We start from the raw sequence: 17,618 nt of genomic DNA, 5'->3' as shown, positions 1-17,618 counted from the left end.
GCTGAGAGCGCCGTCACATATCTGAACAAAGCTGGCAAGTTGTTGAGGGAGTGTCAAGTAGTTATGCGAATAGGGTCGGTCGTCAGACCATTTGGGCACCGCGATCTTCCGATTTATGGCGCCGTTCGAGTGATGCCAATGGCCGTTCGAAGGGAAGTGAACTATACGTCTTCCGAGAGAATAGGTGAGGAGTATATACTCGAAATCACATGATCAAGAGTGTTTGTCGTGTCTAACCATAGCTATCATAGACCCATTATGGTGGAGGTGGGGGGAATCGAACCCCCGACTCGCTATGTGGGACAAGGACTTACGTGTCATTGTGACCAAATTGTGACCGTTTTTTTCAGCTTACTGCACTCAGACATGATCAATCTCTGTGTGATTCGAAATCTCACTGTTTGTCGTGCAAATATCGGCTAGTGATAGCTTGTGCACGTTGTCATTGCCGGTGAGACGGGCGAAATCCTTTAGCTCCGAAGTGCAAACTCTGACAAAACTCGCCAAGTTGGATGACGATCTTTCAATATCGAGCCGGCTTCGCAAGTTAGGGTCCTGAGTGGCAATCCCCATGGGACATATTCCGGTATGACACACCCGGTATTGCTGGCAACCGCAGGCAATGAGGGCAGCCGTCGCGATTGCGATTGCGTCCGCACCAAGCGCCAGGGCCTTGGCAAAATCTGAGGAAACTCGAAGTCCTCCAGTGATGACCAAAGAGACATCCCTCGCACCACAAGAATCCAGACATTTCCGGGCCCGATATAGAGCGAAGATAGTTGGCACCGACGTCGCTGCCTTAATGTACTTGGACGATGCGCCGGTGGCTCCTGGCCGGCCGTCAATAGTGATGAAATCCGGCCCCGCCTTGAGTATAAACTCCAAATCGTCTTCGACGCGGCCTGCCGCGATCTTTACGCCAATCGGCTTCCCGCTGGAGGCCTCACGCAACCAATCAATCTTCTTTCGCAGATCTGCGGGAGTCGTGATATCCTTGAATCGAGATAGACTAATGATATCTTTCCCGACTGGCATACCTCTCACCGCGGCAATCTCCTCAGTTACTTTAGCACCGGGAAGATGGCCCCCCATACCAGGCTTCGAAGATTGACCGATCTTGATCTCAATGGCGTCAACTTTCCGCAGATTCTCTTCAGTCACGCTATACTGATTGGGAACGTATTCGAAGATGTACTTGTAAGAGCTTTCCAGAGACTCAGGAAGAATGCCCCCTTCTCCAGAGCACATGGCGGTCTTTGCCAGCGCACTCCCCTTCGCAAGCGCAATCTTAGCTTCCTTTGACAAGGCGCCGAAAGACATATGCGAGACATAAATTGGAGTCTGGATCACCAGCGGCTGTTTAGCTTTCGGCCCAATGATCGTCTCAGTACTGACCGCTTCGCTATCGTTGAGAGGCAGCCGGGCAAGCTGTGCACCCCGAATAAGGAGGTCGTCCCAGGATACGACCGACTTTCTCGTCCGCATCGGTTCCAGGATGGACATGCCCGTTTCGGCCATACTATGGATGTCGGCCATCTGTTCCTCAAGGTCATCTGATGAGCGACGGTATTTTTCGGCTTGATCTAACTTGACGGGAAGTTGCGCTTTAGCCGCGATAGCAACCTCTGCGGCCTTGAAATACGCCTTGGTCGATCCACAGACAGGGCATACCCAGTCGTCGGGCAGGTCAGCCCACCTCACCCCTTCGTTCTCTTCATCATAGTGATAGTCACAGACGTCGCACTTGTAAACGGCCACGGTCAACTCCTTTAGATATCACTCTCCAAGTCGGCCGGCTCGAAATACTCTCGTGCGTGCCCACAGCATGGACACTTACCGGGCGGTTCGTTTCCCTCGTGGACGTAGCCGCAGACACTGCACTTCCACGTGATTGGCTGTTCACGTTTGTAGACGGTACCGTTCTTTACTCGATCCAACAATTTCTGATACCTCTTGCGATGATGCTCTTCGACCTTCGCGATCATACGAAAAAGAGCCGCCGCCTTCATGTTCCCTTCGGCTTCGGCGTCCTTGGCAAATTCGGGGTACATGGTTACGGTCTCGTGCTGTTCCCCTTCGATGGCGGCAACAAGATTCGCGGCGGTATCTCCAATCCCGTTGAGCAGGGCAAACTCGTCCTTGGCATGACGGCGCTCATTCTCGGCGGTCTCTTCGAATATCCTCGCAATGTAATGGTAGCCTTCTTTGCGAGCCACTTGAGCAAAGTACGTATACTTGTTTCGAGCTTGTGATTCGCCCGCAAATGCCGCTCTTAGATGTTCTTCGGTCTTACCCATCGGTAATCCTTTCCAATAGTCATAATGCAACTTGTCACTTCATTGGTTCTGTCGCTTCCACACACGCCGGCGACCTCATCCCATATACGCATCGAGTAATGTAACCTTACGTGGACACTTCATAGGCGGTCACTATTTGATCAGCAGCATCTTCTTCGTCTGCACGACATCGCCGGCCTGGAAACGATAGAGATAGACACCGGTCGAAACAGAGTTGCCAGCTTTATCAGAGCCATTCCACTCTACTCGATATGATCCTGCCGATTGCGGCTCATTCACCAGCGTCCGTACCTGCTGACCAAGCACGTTGAAGATCTCGATCGTCACCTGCGATCGGACTGGCACGCTGTACTCGATCGTCGTTGTCGGGTTAAAGGGGTTCGGATAGTTCTGGCTCACTTCAAACCGGTACGGCAGTGGGCTTTCCAGCTCGTCCTCAACGCCCACCGGTGACTTGGTCGTGAACAGGGCGAACGTACCGAGCGTGCTGATTTCAGCGGTGACGTTGTTGCCGCTCGTATCGACCAGGCCGCCGACATACTGCCAGATGTTGAGACCTTCGTGCCACCGATACATTTTCAGTTGCGACTCATCGCCAAGCACACTATCTCCGGCCATCAAGTCCTCATCCTCGTACGCAATTGTCAGCTGGTTAATGCCGGTCAAAGCAACAGTCGGCGCGACACTCACGGCGTACGCATCTCCCGCCTGCACCGCGTCGGCCTCCAACCCAGTCATGATCGGCGGATACGATGAGGCAGCTATCAGTGTCTTCGTGATGGTGCTGTTCTGTGGCGATAGACTCAGGATCGCACGGTTCCCCGGGCCGAGCTGTTTCTCCAATTGCGTCGAATCAGTAATGACAAAGGTTACATACGAGAACGGCACGAAGAATGACTGGCCGACAGCGTCAACTGCATCCAAACGAACCTGCCCCTCCGCCGCAATTGAGTCCGCTGGCCGCATGTTATAATTGTCAGTCAGCTGGGTCACGGTTGGCATAAGTGGTTGGCCGGACTGACTCAGGAACTGCACGCTCGGCAATTGCGTGAACGGCTCCGCAAATTCCAAGCGCCACCGCTGAGGCGCAATGGCGACATCGGCGGTCAGCACCAGTGGATAATCTCCTTCGATTGGCAGCAGACTGAGACTGACGCTGTCTCCGATCACCGTGCTCAAGTCCAGGGACGCCGTCAACCATTGGCGACGCACCCGTGAGGCTGCCGCTGCCGATGGCTCGTTGATGATGTCATAAACATAGCCGCGGGCGTTAATACGATCGGCGGCGGACGCCCCCAGCACCCAGAGCATGCCGTCATCGGTGGTAGACCCTTGCTCTATCATGCGCTTTCTGTCGCCGGGCAGGGACTTCTCCAGCGTCACTTCAACCGGTGCCGCCGGCACCGCCACTAAGGCGAGGTTCAGCGACCGATTGCCCGGATCAGGCGGCTGAATCGGACTGGCAAAGTAGATCTGCGCACCGACATCATAATCCGGCACCGCCAGATTGTCGTTCGGCCCGAGGATGTAGTCCAGCCCGGGCGGCGTCAGGTGCTCCAGTGTATCTTCGGTATCGGGGCGACGGATCGGTACGTAAATGCCATCGAATGTCCCCTCCGCCCACTCCTCAAACTGGTCCCAGCACGACGTGTCGTTCTTGATCAGTTGCTGGGTATTACGGCAATAGTCGGACACGTAGCGGTAGCGGCTGGACATCTCGGAGGATCGCACGCCGCCCAGGGCTCCTTCATACTGCCAGTCCATGAAACCGTAGTTACCGGCCGGATAGGGCTGGCAATGCAGATCGGGCTCTTCTGCGCATTTGCCCGCCTGATCACAGAAGAAGTACTCATCGTAAAACGCCAGAGCGTAGTGCCCGAACTCATGCCCCTTGGTACGATAGTCCATGGCCAGCGCTTCCCCCAGCGGATGATGGTCATAACTGTACGCGCGGCTCCCGTCACCGTACCACTTCCGCGGCATGGTAATGGGACCCCAGCCGGGGTGACCAATGGCGTTGACCGCCGCATCAGGTCGGTGGGTGTTGCTCGCCCGGATGTGCACATCGGCCTCCTCCCACAACTCGCCGTCATCCACAATGCCTATGGTATCCAAACGCAACTGGCCATCGGTCACATCGTACAGATAGTTGGACATCTGCTGGAAATCTTCTTGCAGTCCCTGCTGATACGCCTCCACCGCATCCCACTCCACCGATACCAGCAGATTGTAACGATATTCAGTGTGATTCATTACCACGTCAAGGCCGGAATTCTTCAGAACATCGAAATACATCTGCCCGTTATCGTCAAAGTGAGCATTGTCCAGATGAACCGAATACATTGTTCCGACAATTCCCGGATGCCTGACCGAAGGCACACTCTGCAGCAGCTTGGCGATCTTCAAACTGTCCCCGACCACGAGTTTATTCGTGCCGGTGTTCAAGTCCACTGAAAATGTGTCCTTGGCAATCGCGGTCATAGCCAGGCGTCCCTGACTGTCGGTAGTGAACGACCCCAACGTGTCCTCGGTGAAGAACGGTGGATCGTTCATCGCCTTGATGAGATTGAACTCCACGTTGGGGATAGAATTGTCGTTGACATCCTTGACAGTGATGGTTGGCGCAGGGGTAAGCAGGCAAAACCGGGAATAACCGGAAATGCTGGCTAAACAGAGGATTTCGCCCCGATTGTTAATGTCGACTGCATAGCTGAGGATTACGTTTGAACCCTTTGCAACTAAGGTATTCAAGTCTATCTGCTGCCCATCTAGAAAGATAACTGGGTTACCACTTAGGCTCTGTCCTACTGCAACACCACTATCGTTGATGGCGTAGGCTATGGCACTTGTACCCAATATGGTGGGTTGAGGATTTCCGATTTCCCACAGCACGGCATTGCAGTTTCCTCCACCATAGATCGTCTCGTAACCAACGACCATACCGAGATTGTTGATGCCCCGCGCCGAACTCACATTGTACTCGGCGCCGGACGTGTTTAGACGCACGAGAGTATTGTTGTGATAGACAAAGGCCCAGTGACTCACCTCGCCTGCCATCGTCACCTGACCAACAAGATCGCCTCTGTCATTGATGCCAAAACTCCCGTAATTGTCTAGTACGCCTCCAAAATTCAAGACCTGGTAGCTCCCTGCACTCGCCGAATAGATAACGGGGACAAGCTGACTGCTACCCGACGACATGTACCACCCCCCAATGTCGCCATTAGAATTGATACACTCGGCGCCTCCACTTACAGAAAAGTCCGGCCCGCTGCCGCCGAGGAATACCTCCTCTCCGTTTATCCAACACACCGGTCGGCTACAATCTTCTCCGACAACCACTCCGCTGCTACTGATGTCAATCGCGTACGCATAGCAGCCACTGTATCGCGGCAACGTGGTCACAATTCCATCTTTCCATTGGGTAGCCTGGCCATTAGTCGCCTCATGTCCAACTACAACAGCATTGTCATTAATTGCCCCCCAATGACCTTTATATTGCAGGGGAAACATCTGGACTTCCCTGATGGAGTAATTCGCCTGTGATAGCACCACGGAAGGACCGTTCAATGTCAGTATAAGCGTAAGAATTGTAACGAGTGATGACCGCATAGAACAACTCTCCTTTCATCCGCCCGGAGTGGCGGAGAGATGGTCAGCGAGCTGCTTACAAGATACCGTGTGAAGGGAATGAATGCGCGCGAAAAATACCGTCACCCTTCGGCACTGATTGCAGGCAGGTTCATCTGCAGCAAAGGATTTTTTGGCTCTTGATCAGGTGCATTGTTTGCGGGATCACCTGAAACACAGTGTGCCAAAACGTGATCATTCCCGTTTCAAGATATTCTATTTTATCGCAGGATATAGGGGGGAGGACGGGGGTTCAGGGAATTCGTCCAGCCCCTGTCGTCATTGTACTTGCTTGATTGACAATGAATTACAACGAATGGAGGTGGGGGAATCGAACCCCCGACTCGCGTTGTGGCACAAGGACTTACGTGGTAGTGTGACCAAATTGTGACCACTTTCCACTTAGTCCCGATAGGGAAGATGGGGCAATTTGAGTACCGCGACTCCGCACCTCACCATCCATAACAGGGCAGGAGAATGGGCTGAATGACAGGACTCTCTTGATCACCGTTACTGTTTGACTCTAGGTCTCTCGGGTTCTTGTCATCTCTCAAATAGACCTACTTCGCAAATAACCAGATGCTCCAACACTCCTCCCGGAGTCATTCGCGTAGAGTTGGTCAGCTGTTAACAGGCCAAACATAAGACTATCATTGCGAAATTCCGCCCGGAAGCCTAACTTCCCCAAAACGCATTGGAACGATCACGCGTGCAGGAATAGCTCAAGTAATGAGAAAGGGGTAAGACTATGTCACTCAGGGTCTGTCCTAGATGTGAGAATACAGTCAGTTTTGGTCAATACCTGATTAAGTTCGCCCCGGGTCAGTATCAGTGCGTGAGCTGCAATACCAAGTTGACGTTCTCCTGGAAGTACCGGGGTCTGCCATATGTACTCTTCATGTTCATCATCATCTACTTGATGACTAGATTTCGTTTTCCATTCGCCCAAGTAAACGATGAGATACTCAGAGTGGTTCTCGCTCTTATCATATTTGCTATCTTGTATGTCATCGTCATCGCGTTACAGTACTGTTTGGGGTCCTGGAGCATTGATGACAAGAAAACGAGCTAGTGTCATGTGTCAAATCTCATGACTAGATACCGGTGCCGCTTCGGCGGACTCCGTCACACTCAGTTCGGCCATTCTCCGAGCTAGCCGGCGAGGATTCGATTGTATTACTGGACCAATCACTGCCCAAGAGAAGGAAACACATATGCCCCCTGTCTCCTTCAAGCATAAGCGACGTTCGATAACTGACAGGGATCTGTTTCGAATTAAACTCATCAGCACCGTTTCAATGTCTCCGTCGGAGCGGCACATCGCCTACACGGTTGAGCGAATCGAACCGCAAGAAAACCGCTACGTTGCGAACGTATTTGTATACGACTCTGCCGAAGACAGGTCGACTCAGTATACATTCGGCCCGCACTATGATAGCCGGATCGCGTGGTCTCCTGATGCTTCGACAATTGCGTTCGTCTCAACTAGAAACCGAAAGACCGGCATCTACATCATCCCGGTGAAAGGTGGCGCAGAGCGGAGTGTTTTTGAAGCCGAGGCGACAATTGGAGAGCTACTGTGGACACCCGATGGAAAGCATCTCGTTTTCGACCTTCGTTATCACGACAGCCATTTTGTCAACGACGAGCAGAAGAAGAACGATGAGCCAGTCTGCCGACACATTACGCGGCTTTACTATCGAATGGAGGGAGTAGGGTTCAGGCCAAAGGACCCGTGGCAGATTTATCGGTTGGATGTGGCTTCCGGTAAACTCCAGAAGATCACTACTGGTAACCGGGATTGCCAGTGTCCAACCCTTTCACCGGACGGAAGGTGGGTTGCTTTTCTCTCGAATTGCTCGAAGGACCCTGACCTAGAGTGTTTTCGGCAGGATTTGTTCGTTATCTCGCTGCAGGGCGGTCGACCGCACTTAATCGCTGCGCCGCCCGGCCCCAAGGCTAGCCTCAAGTTTTCTCCGAACGGAAAGCTTATTGCCTATATCGGCCATGACAATCTGCACGACCCTTGCGGCGCGATCAATCAGCACATCTGGGTAGCTGAGATAGGCGGAAAGCCCAAGGCCCACGATGTAATGCCTTCCTTCGACCGTTCAGCTCGCGATCTCTCCCTGACTGACCTGGCGAACGTACAATTGCGTAGTCCGCTATTCTGGTCTGCCGATGGCAGGCGGCTATACTACCTTTGCTCCAACACCGGCGTTACCAACCTCTATTCTATGTCTATCTTGGACGGCAAGCCCGTCAAGATTTTCGCGGGCAAGTGCCATATCAAGGACTTCTCTGTCAGTGGCAAGTGTCGTATGGTTGCCTTGATCTATGCCGACTTGGCAACCCCATCGGAACTCCTGCTCTGTCCGACGAAGTTCGGCGGAGAGAGAGAGGCCAAGAAGCTGACCGATGTGAATGCCTTTTTGCGCACTGACATCAAGATTGGACGTACACGAGACGTTACGTTTCACTCGTCTGACGGCACCAAGATTCAAGGGTTCCTACTTACTCCACCGAACTTCAGCCCGCGTCGCAACTACCCGGCCATCTTGGAAATTCACGGCGGTCCCCGCCTGCAGTATGCCTATACGTTCTTTCATGAGATGCAGTTCCTGGCAGCACAAGGGTATGTGGTGTTCTATTCCAACCCGCGCGGCAGCGCAGGTCGCGGCTTCACGTGGGCCGACACAATCAGCAGTTGCTGGGCGGACTTCGCATATCAGGATTTGATGGCTGCCGCCGACTATCTGGAGAAGCAACGATTTATCGATGGCAAACGAATCGGCGTGACCGGAGGTTTATATGGCGGCTACATGACGAATTGGATTATCGGACATACCGATCGCTTCCGAGCGGCCGTGACTCAGCGCGGAATTGTTGATTTTGCGTCCATGGTCGGCACTTCTGATGTCGGTTACATCTGGGCCGACGTCCTCGGCGGTTATCCGTGGGACATGCCGGAGGAGTACGCCAAATGGTCTCCGATTACCTATTTCAGAAACGTCAAAACACCGGTACTCATACTCCATAACGAGCAGGACTTCAGTTCACGCATCGATGGTGCTGAGCGCATGTATGTGATGCTGAAGATCTTGGGCAAGACTGTCGAGTTTGTGCGCTTCCCTGGAGAGTCCCATGGCCTGTCACGCCATGGTCGGCCGGATCGCCGCATCGCACGGCTGAATTGGATTCTGAAGTGGTTCGATAAGTACCTGAAATAGCAGCGCATCGGTGCGGAGTCAACGCGGGGCGCTCTGCCGGCTACTTCGGCTTGAAATAGCCACTCGCAATACTCTCCTAAGTCTGGGGCACCCAGCTCCTTGAGTCCGCACTAATCTACACTTCTTCTGACTCGTCTGGAGTCGCATAAGCCAGAAAAAGGCTGGCCAAAATCACTGCAAGCACTGCTACCGAGACCAGCAGGTGCAAGACCGAAATGATCACATACTGCTGACCCCAGTGTTTAATGGCAACAAATGCAGGCATTATTACCGCCAGAATTCCGAGCGCTCGCAACGCAGGCGCTACTGGCTTACCTTGCTTGACTAACAGGTAGACCCCTCCAAGAAACACTAAGACGAAGACTAGTGCATAACCGGCTAGATCCAAGTACGTGCGAGCAGGAAACATCCCGAAAACGCGAGTTGGGTCGTCAGTTAAGGTGCTTGCAGGCGGCTGAACAAGCCAAGTTACGACTGCCACAAACATCGTAACAGCAATGACTGCCAGAACGAACGCCTTGAATGAGCTAATGGGGAGTTTGTTCATGGGACTCTCCTAACACTTATTGAATCACTGAGCACCTCACGAGCTTAGGTTCTTCCGCCTTCCGGACGGATCGCCTCCTCCGACTTAGCTTCAGCACCCATTCTGCCCACCACATAGTATACGGAGAAAGTCGCGATCAAGAGCCATAGTACTATCCAAAACCAACCCAGCGTTTGGTAGTATGACGTTCCGAAGGATTTGTAATATAACCCGTGACGTAGAATGTCATAGCCGATCGCTCCCATGATACCCGCAAGAAGACTATATCTCACCACCAGAAACAGCACCATGGTGACAAAGAGAATATTCGAGAGGTTTACCCAATTCGATGTTGCCTCCATTGCGAAGAAGCCACTAGTAAGTCCGAACCAGGCCATAGCTGTTATCAACCAGGCTAACCTTCCAAAGCGCAACTGATCCTCGAGTACGATCGTCGAAGCAATGATCAACGGTATGACCCCCAGATACCCGACTAGGTCGCTGACCTCGTCTACAAGCATAGGCAGGCGGACGCCGAATGAGTCCGACGAGACAAGAGAGTCGAGCAGGTTCTTTCCCAGTACGATAAGCAACGTATGGATATACAGACCGCGCACTACGACCACAAGGGCTGCACTGACTAAGCCAACTGCAGACGATATTGCGAGAGTTCTCATCCCAATGTATCCACTTGGTGCCAATGACAGTCCCGACAAATATGTCGGCTTCGTCAACCGCAGCAAACCAAACGCCGCCATGAAGGTCAAGCATACGACACCGGCACCAATCACTGACACTAGAATGCTGAAAAGCGCAACAAGCGTTGGCGGCAAAATCCGAAAAACCTCGGACGTCGACTCCGACTCAATCATAACCCGACCGGCCCATGGAAAGAGAATAATACCAGCCAACACGATCGGACAGGCAACTACGGCAACGGCTCGCCAAGATGGAAGACTCCATACTTTGCGAACAATGGCTGTAACATACACCAACCCGGCGGCCAAGACTGTTAGCAACACTGCCATGAATCCTGCCACCACCGGGGATTCTGCCGCCGTTCTGCTCAGCACCTCTGGGAACAGCGCCTGTAACCCGATACTTCTCAACTCCGCGCCGGCGAACGAGACTCGAAGTTCGCCTTGGGCGGATCCTGGAAGCGAATCAGCGGAGACCCATTGGAACTCTGTCACCATTTGTCCCGCTACCATCGACTGAGAGGGCCGCATTGCTGAGAGTGTCGCGATATTCACGCCGAGGAGTCTCTCAGCGGCACGTTCAGCACGATAGCGTAGAGAGTCGAGCGCGAGTGTATCGGATATCATATCAGGCCGAAAGGTATGTGCGTACGAGAAGATCTTCCCGCGTCGCGTGGTCAGAACGGTGTACTTCTCAAGCTTGTCTGCGCTCACGGCAACGGTCTTGTACCAGGACGTTGGCCCCCAGGATTGAAAGTTCTCCAGAGGCTTGCCCGACACACCCATCTGATCCAGAATACTGTGCGCCTTCCTGTCGGACTGAGCAAAAGTGTAAATCTCAAAGCCAAGGGTACTTACCTTTTCTCGACGCAGAAGATCAAGTGCCCCAACCTCTGCCTCAGTCGGGCTGATCGTGATCGCCTTCTCGCCATCATATTGACGAAGAGGGAGACTCAATAGCAGCACAAGCGCGATTACTGCGATTACGAAGGCAACCAGGAGAACGGACTTCTTTGGGAGTGGCGGATGCGCGGGAATTTGCGAGAACTCTGCGCTTTCGGTAACCGCTTGGCCCTTTGTTTCTGTGCCGGTAACCCACTGCCCTCCTGAAGTCAGAGTGGGTTGCTGGCACATTCGCTGAAAGTGACGAAGATCATCCAGTGTCTGGCCGATATCCTGATATCGATCAACCGGATTCTTCTCTAAGCACCGCCCAATAATGCGCAGAAGCTCCACCGGAGCATCCTGTTTCACCGAATCGATCGCCGACGGCGGCTCAGACACGATTTTATGAGCGACTTCGGCGGCATACTCACCACGAAACGGGCGCCGACCCAGTATCAGTTCGTAGAGAACCACACCGAACGAGAAGACATCGGAGCGTTTGTCGATTGCCGACCCCTTGACTTGCTCAGGTGACATGTACGCAAATGTACCGACAGTAGTTCCGGTTCGCCTGATATCCTCGTCGCTCTCTCGTCGGGCAAGGCCGAAATCGAGTATCTTCGCCATTCCGTCCCTGGACACAAGTATGTTGGCAGGTTTGATGTCGCGATGAACAATATCTGCGTTATGAGCGGCCTTGAGACCGGCAGCGATTTCAGTCGCCAACTGACATTTCTGTTCAAGGGTAAGGTCTTGCACTCTGTCCAACGGCTGGCCATCAACATACTCCATGGCAATAAATGACCGCTGCTCAAACTGAAACACCTCGTAGATGGCCACTACATTGGGATGGTTCAGATTCGCCAGCGTTTTGGCTTCACGACGGAATCGGGCCTGGAACTGCTCGTCTGCAGCGAGTTCTGGCGACAGGCATTTGAGGGCGACCCTACGATCGAGCTCCGTATCCTTAGCGAGAAAGACAGTCCCCATTCCGCCGGCACCAAGGGGCTTCTCTATGGTGAAATGGCCGACAGACTTTCCCGCAGCTATGTTGGTAAACGTCTGCGTCTTATCGTCCTGATCATTCTCACCCATTTGTGCCGTTCCTGATCACACGTGAAAGGTTCTCGTTCAAGCGACTCTCAGTGGAGATTATACACTTCTCTATTGTTACCAAGCAAGCCGATTGATCAGGCAATACCGCGTTCGGGTGGCGCTATATGAGACCAATTCTTACTTCACCGCATCCCATTTTGGAGACACGATCAGCGCGAAAACTCCGCTAATTGAAGCGACCGTACACACCGCCACCCAGTCAGTCCCCGAACCATGACCTCGGGGGTGTGCAAACCCGTTATAAGCGTTCAATAGGAACGCCAGTCCCGCGATTATCCTAAAAGCTGTAAAGGTCCCAGCGCGGGCCCGAAGTCGACCAGCCATGGACAGCAAAAACAGCAGGATTGCTACTAGGAATACATCCTCCATCAAGAAGAAGCTCAGTGCCTGTCCGCCAGATCTGATAAGAGCCAGATGTATAACTCCCATGATGATAACAATGATCATAAGCATCAGCGCCGTCCATCGGTACGCCTTCATAGTCAGTTGAATCATTACTCATACTCCTTTCGTTCGCGCAAGGCTCCAAGCATTCCCTGACGCCTAATTTCTTTCACCGTCAAATGCGCCGATCTTCTCGATTGTCCGGAGATGCCCGATTATGCTGCCGTGTGCGAGTTGCACATGCGATCGGGTAATGTCGTTTGAGTCGCTGTCTGGCACGATCGACAGACTCCGGTTCTGGCGGTCTTTGAGCCGCCGGTTGTCAAACGCGTTCTCCAAAATAGCTGTTTTGGATAATAAGGGCAACAAGTCAAAAAGACTGGCGCGGGACAACGACCCGTGAACAGCTGGAACCAAAGCGATGATGGGAGACACTAGGCAGAGTGGAGCGAAGTGAACCGGATTCAGTGTGTGACTCCATCGACTTCGAATGACAATCCTAGACATCATCAACTATGAGATTCCAGTCCCTGTGACCAAAACGTGACGCCTTTTCGGTTTCGACCCTCATACTTTGGTCTGACCGACTCCGCGCAAAACGAATTCGACCGCCCAACATCATTAGGCCGGTTCGAGGTCTATCCAACCGCTTCCCGCGCTCTCGTGTAATCTCTGGCAAAGTCAAACTGCGGACAGCACCTCTGTAGGCACTGTCCTTTACGAGCACAGCAAGTGAGACGCTCGCGAGGTGCCTATCTACAGCCTCTTGATTGCCATCATGGTTGTGTCGTCGTCCCTGACTCCATCGCCCGCAAACTTCTGAACTTCCTCATTCACGAGCCTGATGGTTCGCTCCGGCGATTCGTCTCGGGCGGCCGAGAGCGCAGAGACAAGTCGCTCCTCGCCAAACAATTCTCCTCCACGGCTGGTCTCGATCAATCCATCGGTAAAAAGGAATAGCAAATCCCCCCGGTTAAGTCTGACAACGTCTTCGTTCCACTGCAGACCATCCAGTATGCCAGCAGGAGTGCCGGTCGCATTCAACCGTTCTGTTAAGCCGTCTGAGCGTACTATGATTGGAGAGTTGTGGCCGGCATTTGCATATCGCAGCCGACCGCTTCCACCTTCCAAGACAGCGATCAAAGCGGTAATAAAATGTGAGGGATCAGTGTATTGGTACAGCAGCTGAGATATGACCGCAATCGCCTTGCCCGGTTCGAAGTCCCCCAGGTAGCACTGAGTACGATAGGAGGCGAGTACATAAGCCATCAACACTGAGGCGCCGATGCCATGGCCGACAGCATCACCTATCATGATGGCTGTGTCCCCACTGGCCAGTTGAGTTACATCGTACATGTCACCGCCAACCATACTACATTGATCCAAATAGGATGACAACAGATAGCCCTCGGGGCAAACTGGTGACCTGGTAATCAGTTTCCTTTCAATTCGCGACGCCCGATCGATGTCTTCTTGAAAATCGAGCATGGTGTGCGAGATGGCATCTGACACATTGTCGTCAACAAAGAGGAGCTTAACGTTAGCGACACCGAGAAGGCTGCCAAGCGGCAGACTAGCAGGGGAGCAAATCCTTCTCCCGTTCAGATAGGTGCCGTTAGAGCTTCCCAGGTCAGTGACCGTCGCTCCACCGTCGGAGGACACTTCGATTGAGGCATGGATTCGGGAAACAGTTGAATCCGACAACTAGAGATCACAATCATCCCGTCGTCCAATTGCATATGTGCCGGCTTTGAGAGCCCAGCGGAGACGATCTCCTCGCTCCCTTCCGATTAATGCATACATGGTAGGGTCACATCCTCGCTGACGAATATTCCTCGCCCATGCCCCCTGCCCCGGTCTGACTCAGCACCGTGAAATGGCGGTCGTCCGGCCAGCCGCTAGACGGATCATGCTCTTGGTAACGTCGTCATCAAGATTATCACTCATGGACGCTCCTACTTACCAATACAGTCAGTATTTGGGTACGATCACTACGCCATCTGTTGCGCGAAAATGTACGCTGAGGCAAGATCCGGGTCAATCAATATCACGTTGAAACCGCGACTCCAACCACCAACACGGTACGCTTCAGCGCCTGCCACAATCCGACGGCAGTTCTTCAAGTGCGCGACATTATCAAGGCTCCTTAGCTACGATTCACTGGATGGCTGCTTTCTGCCCATTTCATGACAATCAACTGAGCCAGGTTCGTTGAGACTTCGTAAAAGACAATCGTGATGTAGCACCATTGTTCCGTATACCAGACACGAGATCAAAGGCGACGACTCAGAAAACGAGCAATTCCGATACCGCGCCGAGCTTCTATCGTCACCAGTCTGACTGCAGGAGTTGCAGATTGTGAGTGTCAGATCACGGTTGAATGCTGTTGTGGACGGCAGCGCTATTTGATCAGCGCCTTGCTTTGCAGTCTTCATGTCACCTTCCCTTATCCCCTTCTGACTGCGATAGACAACATTCAACTCCTGACCGCAATGACCGCTGTGGCAATTCACACAGGATCGAGTTCGGTCCTGCCGACTGTGACTTCAAGCTCAGCGATGACTCGATCCTGCTTACGGGAAACCGATTCAAGGAGTTCAATCTGTCATTCGCCAAAGAGCTGCATAAGATCCTGAAAGGCCTCGTACTGCCTTTTCCTCGCGTCCACATACTTGATAAACTTGTCTGCCCGATCTTCAGCCGCATGGTGAACCTGTTGTTCCGACCATGTGCTCGCATCAGGACCCAAATAGCACTTCCCTTCGTCCTCGTAGAAATCAACTAGTCTCGCTCGATCTGCATCTCCGTTCATTGACGCAAGGAACGCGTCGCCAGCATCGTATAACGAGGAACCGGCGTGCAAGACTTCGCCAAGGGAAGCTGCAGAGGCGATTGCTCCCCCGGTTACAGAGGTGACGAAGGCTCCCAGCGCATGACCTGTCAATACGTCCAAACCGGCGTTCATGAATTGACTCTCAAGATAGTGTCCCGCTTCCTCGTCACTGATGTAGAGTCTGTCCGCCGCATACTCCTCATCCCTAAGATCTGTGTATCGAGTGAGATACTCTTCGGGATCAATACCCGCCGGTATAGCTGGCATAGGTTCGCTATGGACGACCCCACCAGAAATTCCATGATCTGAACGAAAACCGGATTGACCGTCGATACCTATCTCTCCCGACGCACTCATTGAATTATCGTCAATTGGGACGTAGTTCCACCCATTCTCGGTTTCCTGAATTATGGCATCGTTTGGGCCGAATGTGCCGTCTCCATTTAGGTCAACTGGAGTTCCACGGGCATCGGATCCTTCAACCCACGCAATAGCTCCCGGGATTGCTTTGTCGTAGAAGTGGGACACATGACCATAGTCCTTCGGAGTGACAGCTGAAGAGATGTCCGTCGAGGCGTGTGGATTCTCTACCGGTGAAACAGCTGGATTGTCTTCAGGGTATGAGTATTGTTCCTTACCACTCGGAGATACTTCAGAGACTAAGTCAGGTCGACCGTCACCGTCAGTGTCACTCTCGAATCTCGCACTGCCATCGTCATTGTACTTCGCGGCAAAGTCAACCCTGCCATTCTTATCTGTATCATGATACTCCTTGAGCCCCTCGTCAGTGTCAAACCGGAGGAATGGATGGCCGTCTACATCAAGCATCGCGATACCTCCCTCAAGATCACTCATCCGAGTCGTGCTCGGCCACACTCGCTGAGTCTGGCTAGCTTGATCCGACGGTGTACTTGGTGAAGAACTGGCGCGCCCTGATTCGGTGCTCGAGCTTGTTGGGCTGGAGCCGCTCGCCGGAACAGTATTTCTTTGACTGCTCTGAGCACTCGCCTTCCTGTTTGCCTCCCAGTCTCTACGAAGATTGTTCATTTCCTGTCTCAACCATTCACTGAATTCCTGCTGATCTCTCTTCTGGTTACTAAGAGAATTCTTGTAGGCTTCCGCGTCAGATAGATACCGCTGTATCTCACTGCGAAAGTCATCCAAATCCCTAGCGTCCTCGCCAGACATAGTCGCAACGTTCACGCCATTCCTCGTTAGTATGATGGTTGGAGCACCTGCTTCGCCGAGAGGCTCGGCCAAATCGAGTTTCACATTGCACGGCAACGAGGATACCGCCTTGACCAAACCAGCCATTGCCATGACATTGGACGCCTTTGTGTCTGTTAGGGAAGACGAAGCGAACAACATCCCACAGAAGAAATGCTCAGGATCTTCGCTTGCACCCGATTCACTTGCCTCGTGACCGCCGAAACCAATGCCAGAACCAGCATCGCGGCCAGATAGGCCGACGCGATCTCCGTTTTCGTCTAATTCTCCTATTTCACCCTCGGGGCGCGGGTCGTAGTCAACTTCCGTCCAGCTCGTCTGATTGCCGTTTCCTGACTCCCCGACGTAGTAATGCGTACCCCCGCTTTCGTCCACATGAACTCTGTACGGGGTTCGAACTCTGCCAGAGTTCGATGACTCCAGATCAGGACTGTAACCCTCAGAATTCTCGTTGAGTTCAGTATTGTTGGCTGCTTTCGAATTCAAGAGATGAATCATCGCCAAGACATCAGGGTGATTTGCGAGAGAATCTTGAAAAAGGGGGTCATCCAAGCACTCCTGAATCTTGCTGAAAGGGAAATCATTTAAGGCGTCTTGGAAAGCCTGTCGCGCCACCTGCTCATTGTGCGATCGATATTGGCAATCAGCCGAACAAAATCCGCAGAGGCCCAAGAAAGCAAGGACTAAGGGCCAGATAGACGTTACATTGAGCTTTCGATCTTCTCGGCGCATACAAACCTCCCGCATTGGCCGCCGTATTCTTACTTTTCGCAAGAAATCTCAGCGTCATGA

9 protein-coding genes are annotated in these 17,618 nt (G+C 52.8%); 1 reads left to right on the top strand and 8 read right to left on the bottom strand.

The features are described 5' to 3' along the window. Positions 1–360: 360 nt before the first annotated feature. The 3 genes from KA261_05865 to KA261_05855 all read right to left on the bottom strand — a co-directional run bounded on the left by KA261_05865 (position 361) and on the right by KA261_05855 (position 5,810). A complete protein-coding gene (locus KA261_05865) occupies positions 361–1,758 on the bottom strand; it encodes a rubredoxin (GenBank protein MBP7697317.1) in 1,398 nt (465 codons plus the stop codon). Positions 1,759–1,769: 11 nt separating this feature from the next. Next, positions 1,770–2,297, bottom strand: coding sequence for a rubrerythrin family protein (locus tag KA261_05860; protein MBP7697316.1), 528 nt, complete (start codon positions 2,295–2,297; stop codon positions 1,770–1,772). A gap of 132 nt (positions 2,298–2,429) precedes the next feature. Then, a complete protein-coding gene (locus KA261_05855; GenBank protein MBP7697315.1) occupies positions 2,430–5,810 on the bottom strand; it encodes a T9SS type A sorting domain-containing protein in 3,381 nt (1,126 codons plus the stop codon). A 1,331-nt stretch (positions 5,811–7,141) separates the two neighbouring features. Here KA261_05855 and KA261_05850 point away from each other — a divergent pair. Further along, positions 7,142–9,157, top strand: coding sequence for a S9 family peptidase (locus tag KA261_05850; GenBank protein MBP7697314.1), 2,016 nt, complete (start codon positions 7,142–7,144; stop codon positions 9,155–9,157). A 115-nt stretch (positions 9,158–9,272) separates the two neighbouring features. Here the strand turns inward: KA261_05850 and KA261_05845 are convergent, their stop codons facing one another. The 5 genes from KA261_05845 to KA261_05825 all read right to left on the bottom strand — a co-directional run bounded on the left by KA261_05845 (position 9,273) and on the right by KA261_05825 (position 17,378). Beyond that, the gene (locus KA261_05845; protein MBP7697313.1) at positions 9,273–9,704 is read right to left on the bottom strand and encodes a hypothetical protein; all 432 of its coding nucleotides are present in this window, start codon (positions 9,702–9,704) and stop codon (positions 9,273–9,275) included. Between the two features lie 44 nt (positions 9,705–9,748). Next, positions 9,749–12,361: a serine/threonine protein kinase gene (locus KA261_05840; protein MBP7697312.1), complete on the bottom strand. Its 2,613-nt coding sequence runs from the start codon at positions 12,359–12,361 to the stop codon at positions 9,749–9,751. A 138-nt stretch (positions 12,362–12,499) separates the two neighbouring features. Further along, on the bottom strand, positions 12,500–12,877 hold the full coding sequence (locus KA261_05835) for a hypothetical protein (protein ID MBP7697311.1): 378 nt from the start codon (positions 12,875–12,877) through the stop codon (positions 12,500–12,502). A 645-nt stretch (positions 12,878–13,522) separates the two neighbouring features. Continuing rightward, on the bottom strand, positions 13,523–14,470 hold the full coding sequence (locus tag KA261_05830) for a SpoIIE family protein phosphatase (protein ID MBP7697310.1): 948 nt from the start codon (positions 14,468–14,470) through the stop codon (positions 13,523–13,525). Between the two features lie 901 nt (positions 14,471–15,371). Beyond that, complete coding sequence (locus KA261_05825) at positions 15,372–17,378, bottom strand: hypothetical protein (protein ID MBP7697309.1); 2,007 nt, start codon at positions 17,376–17,378, stop codon at positions 15,372–15,374. Positions 17,379–17,618 lie beyond the last annotated feature (240 nt).

This window comes from Candidatus Zixiibacteriota bacterium (assembly GCA_017999435.1).
Lineage (GTDB): Bacteria > Zixibacteria > MSB-5A5 > GN15 > FEB-12 > JAGNLV01.
This window is presented reverse-complemented; position numbering and strand designations above follow the sequence as displayed.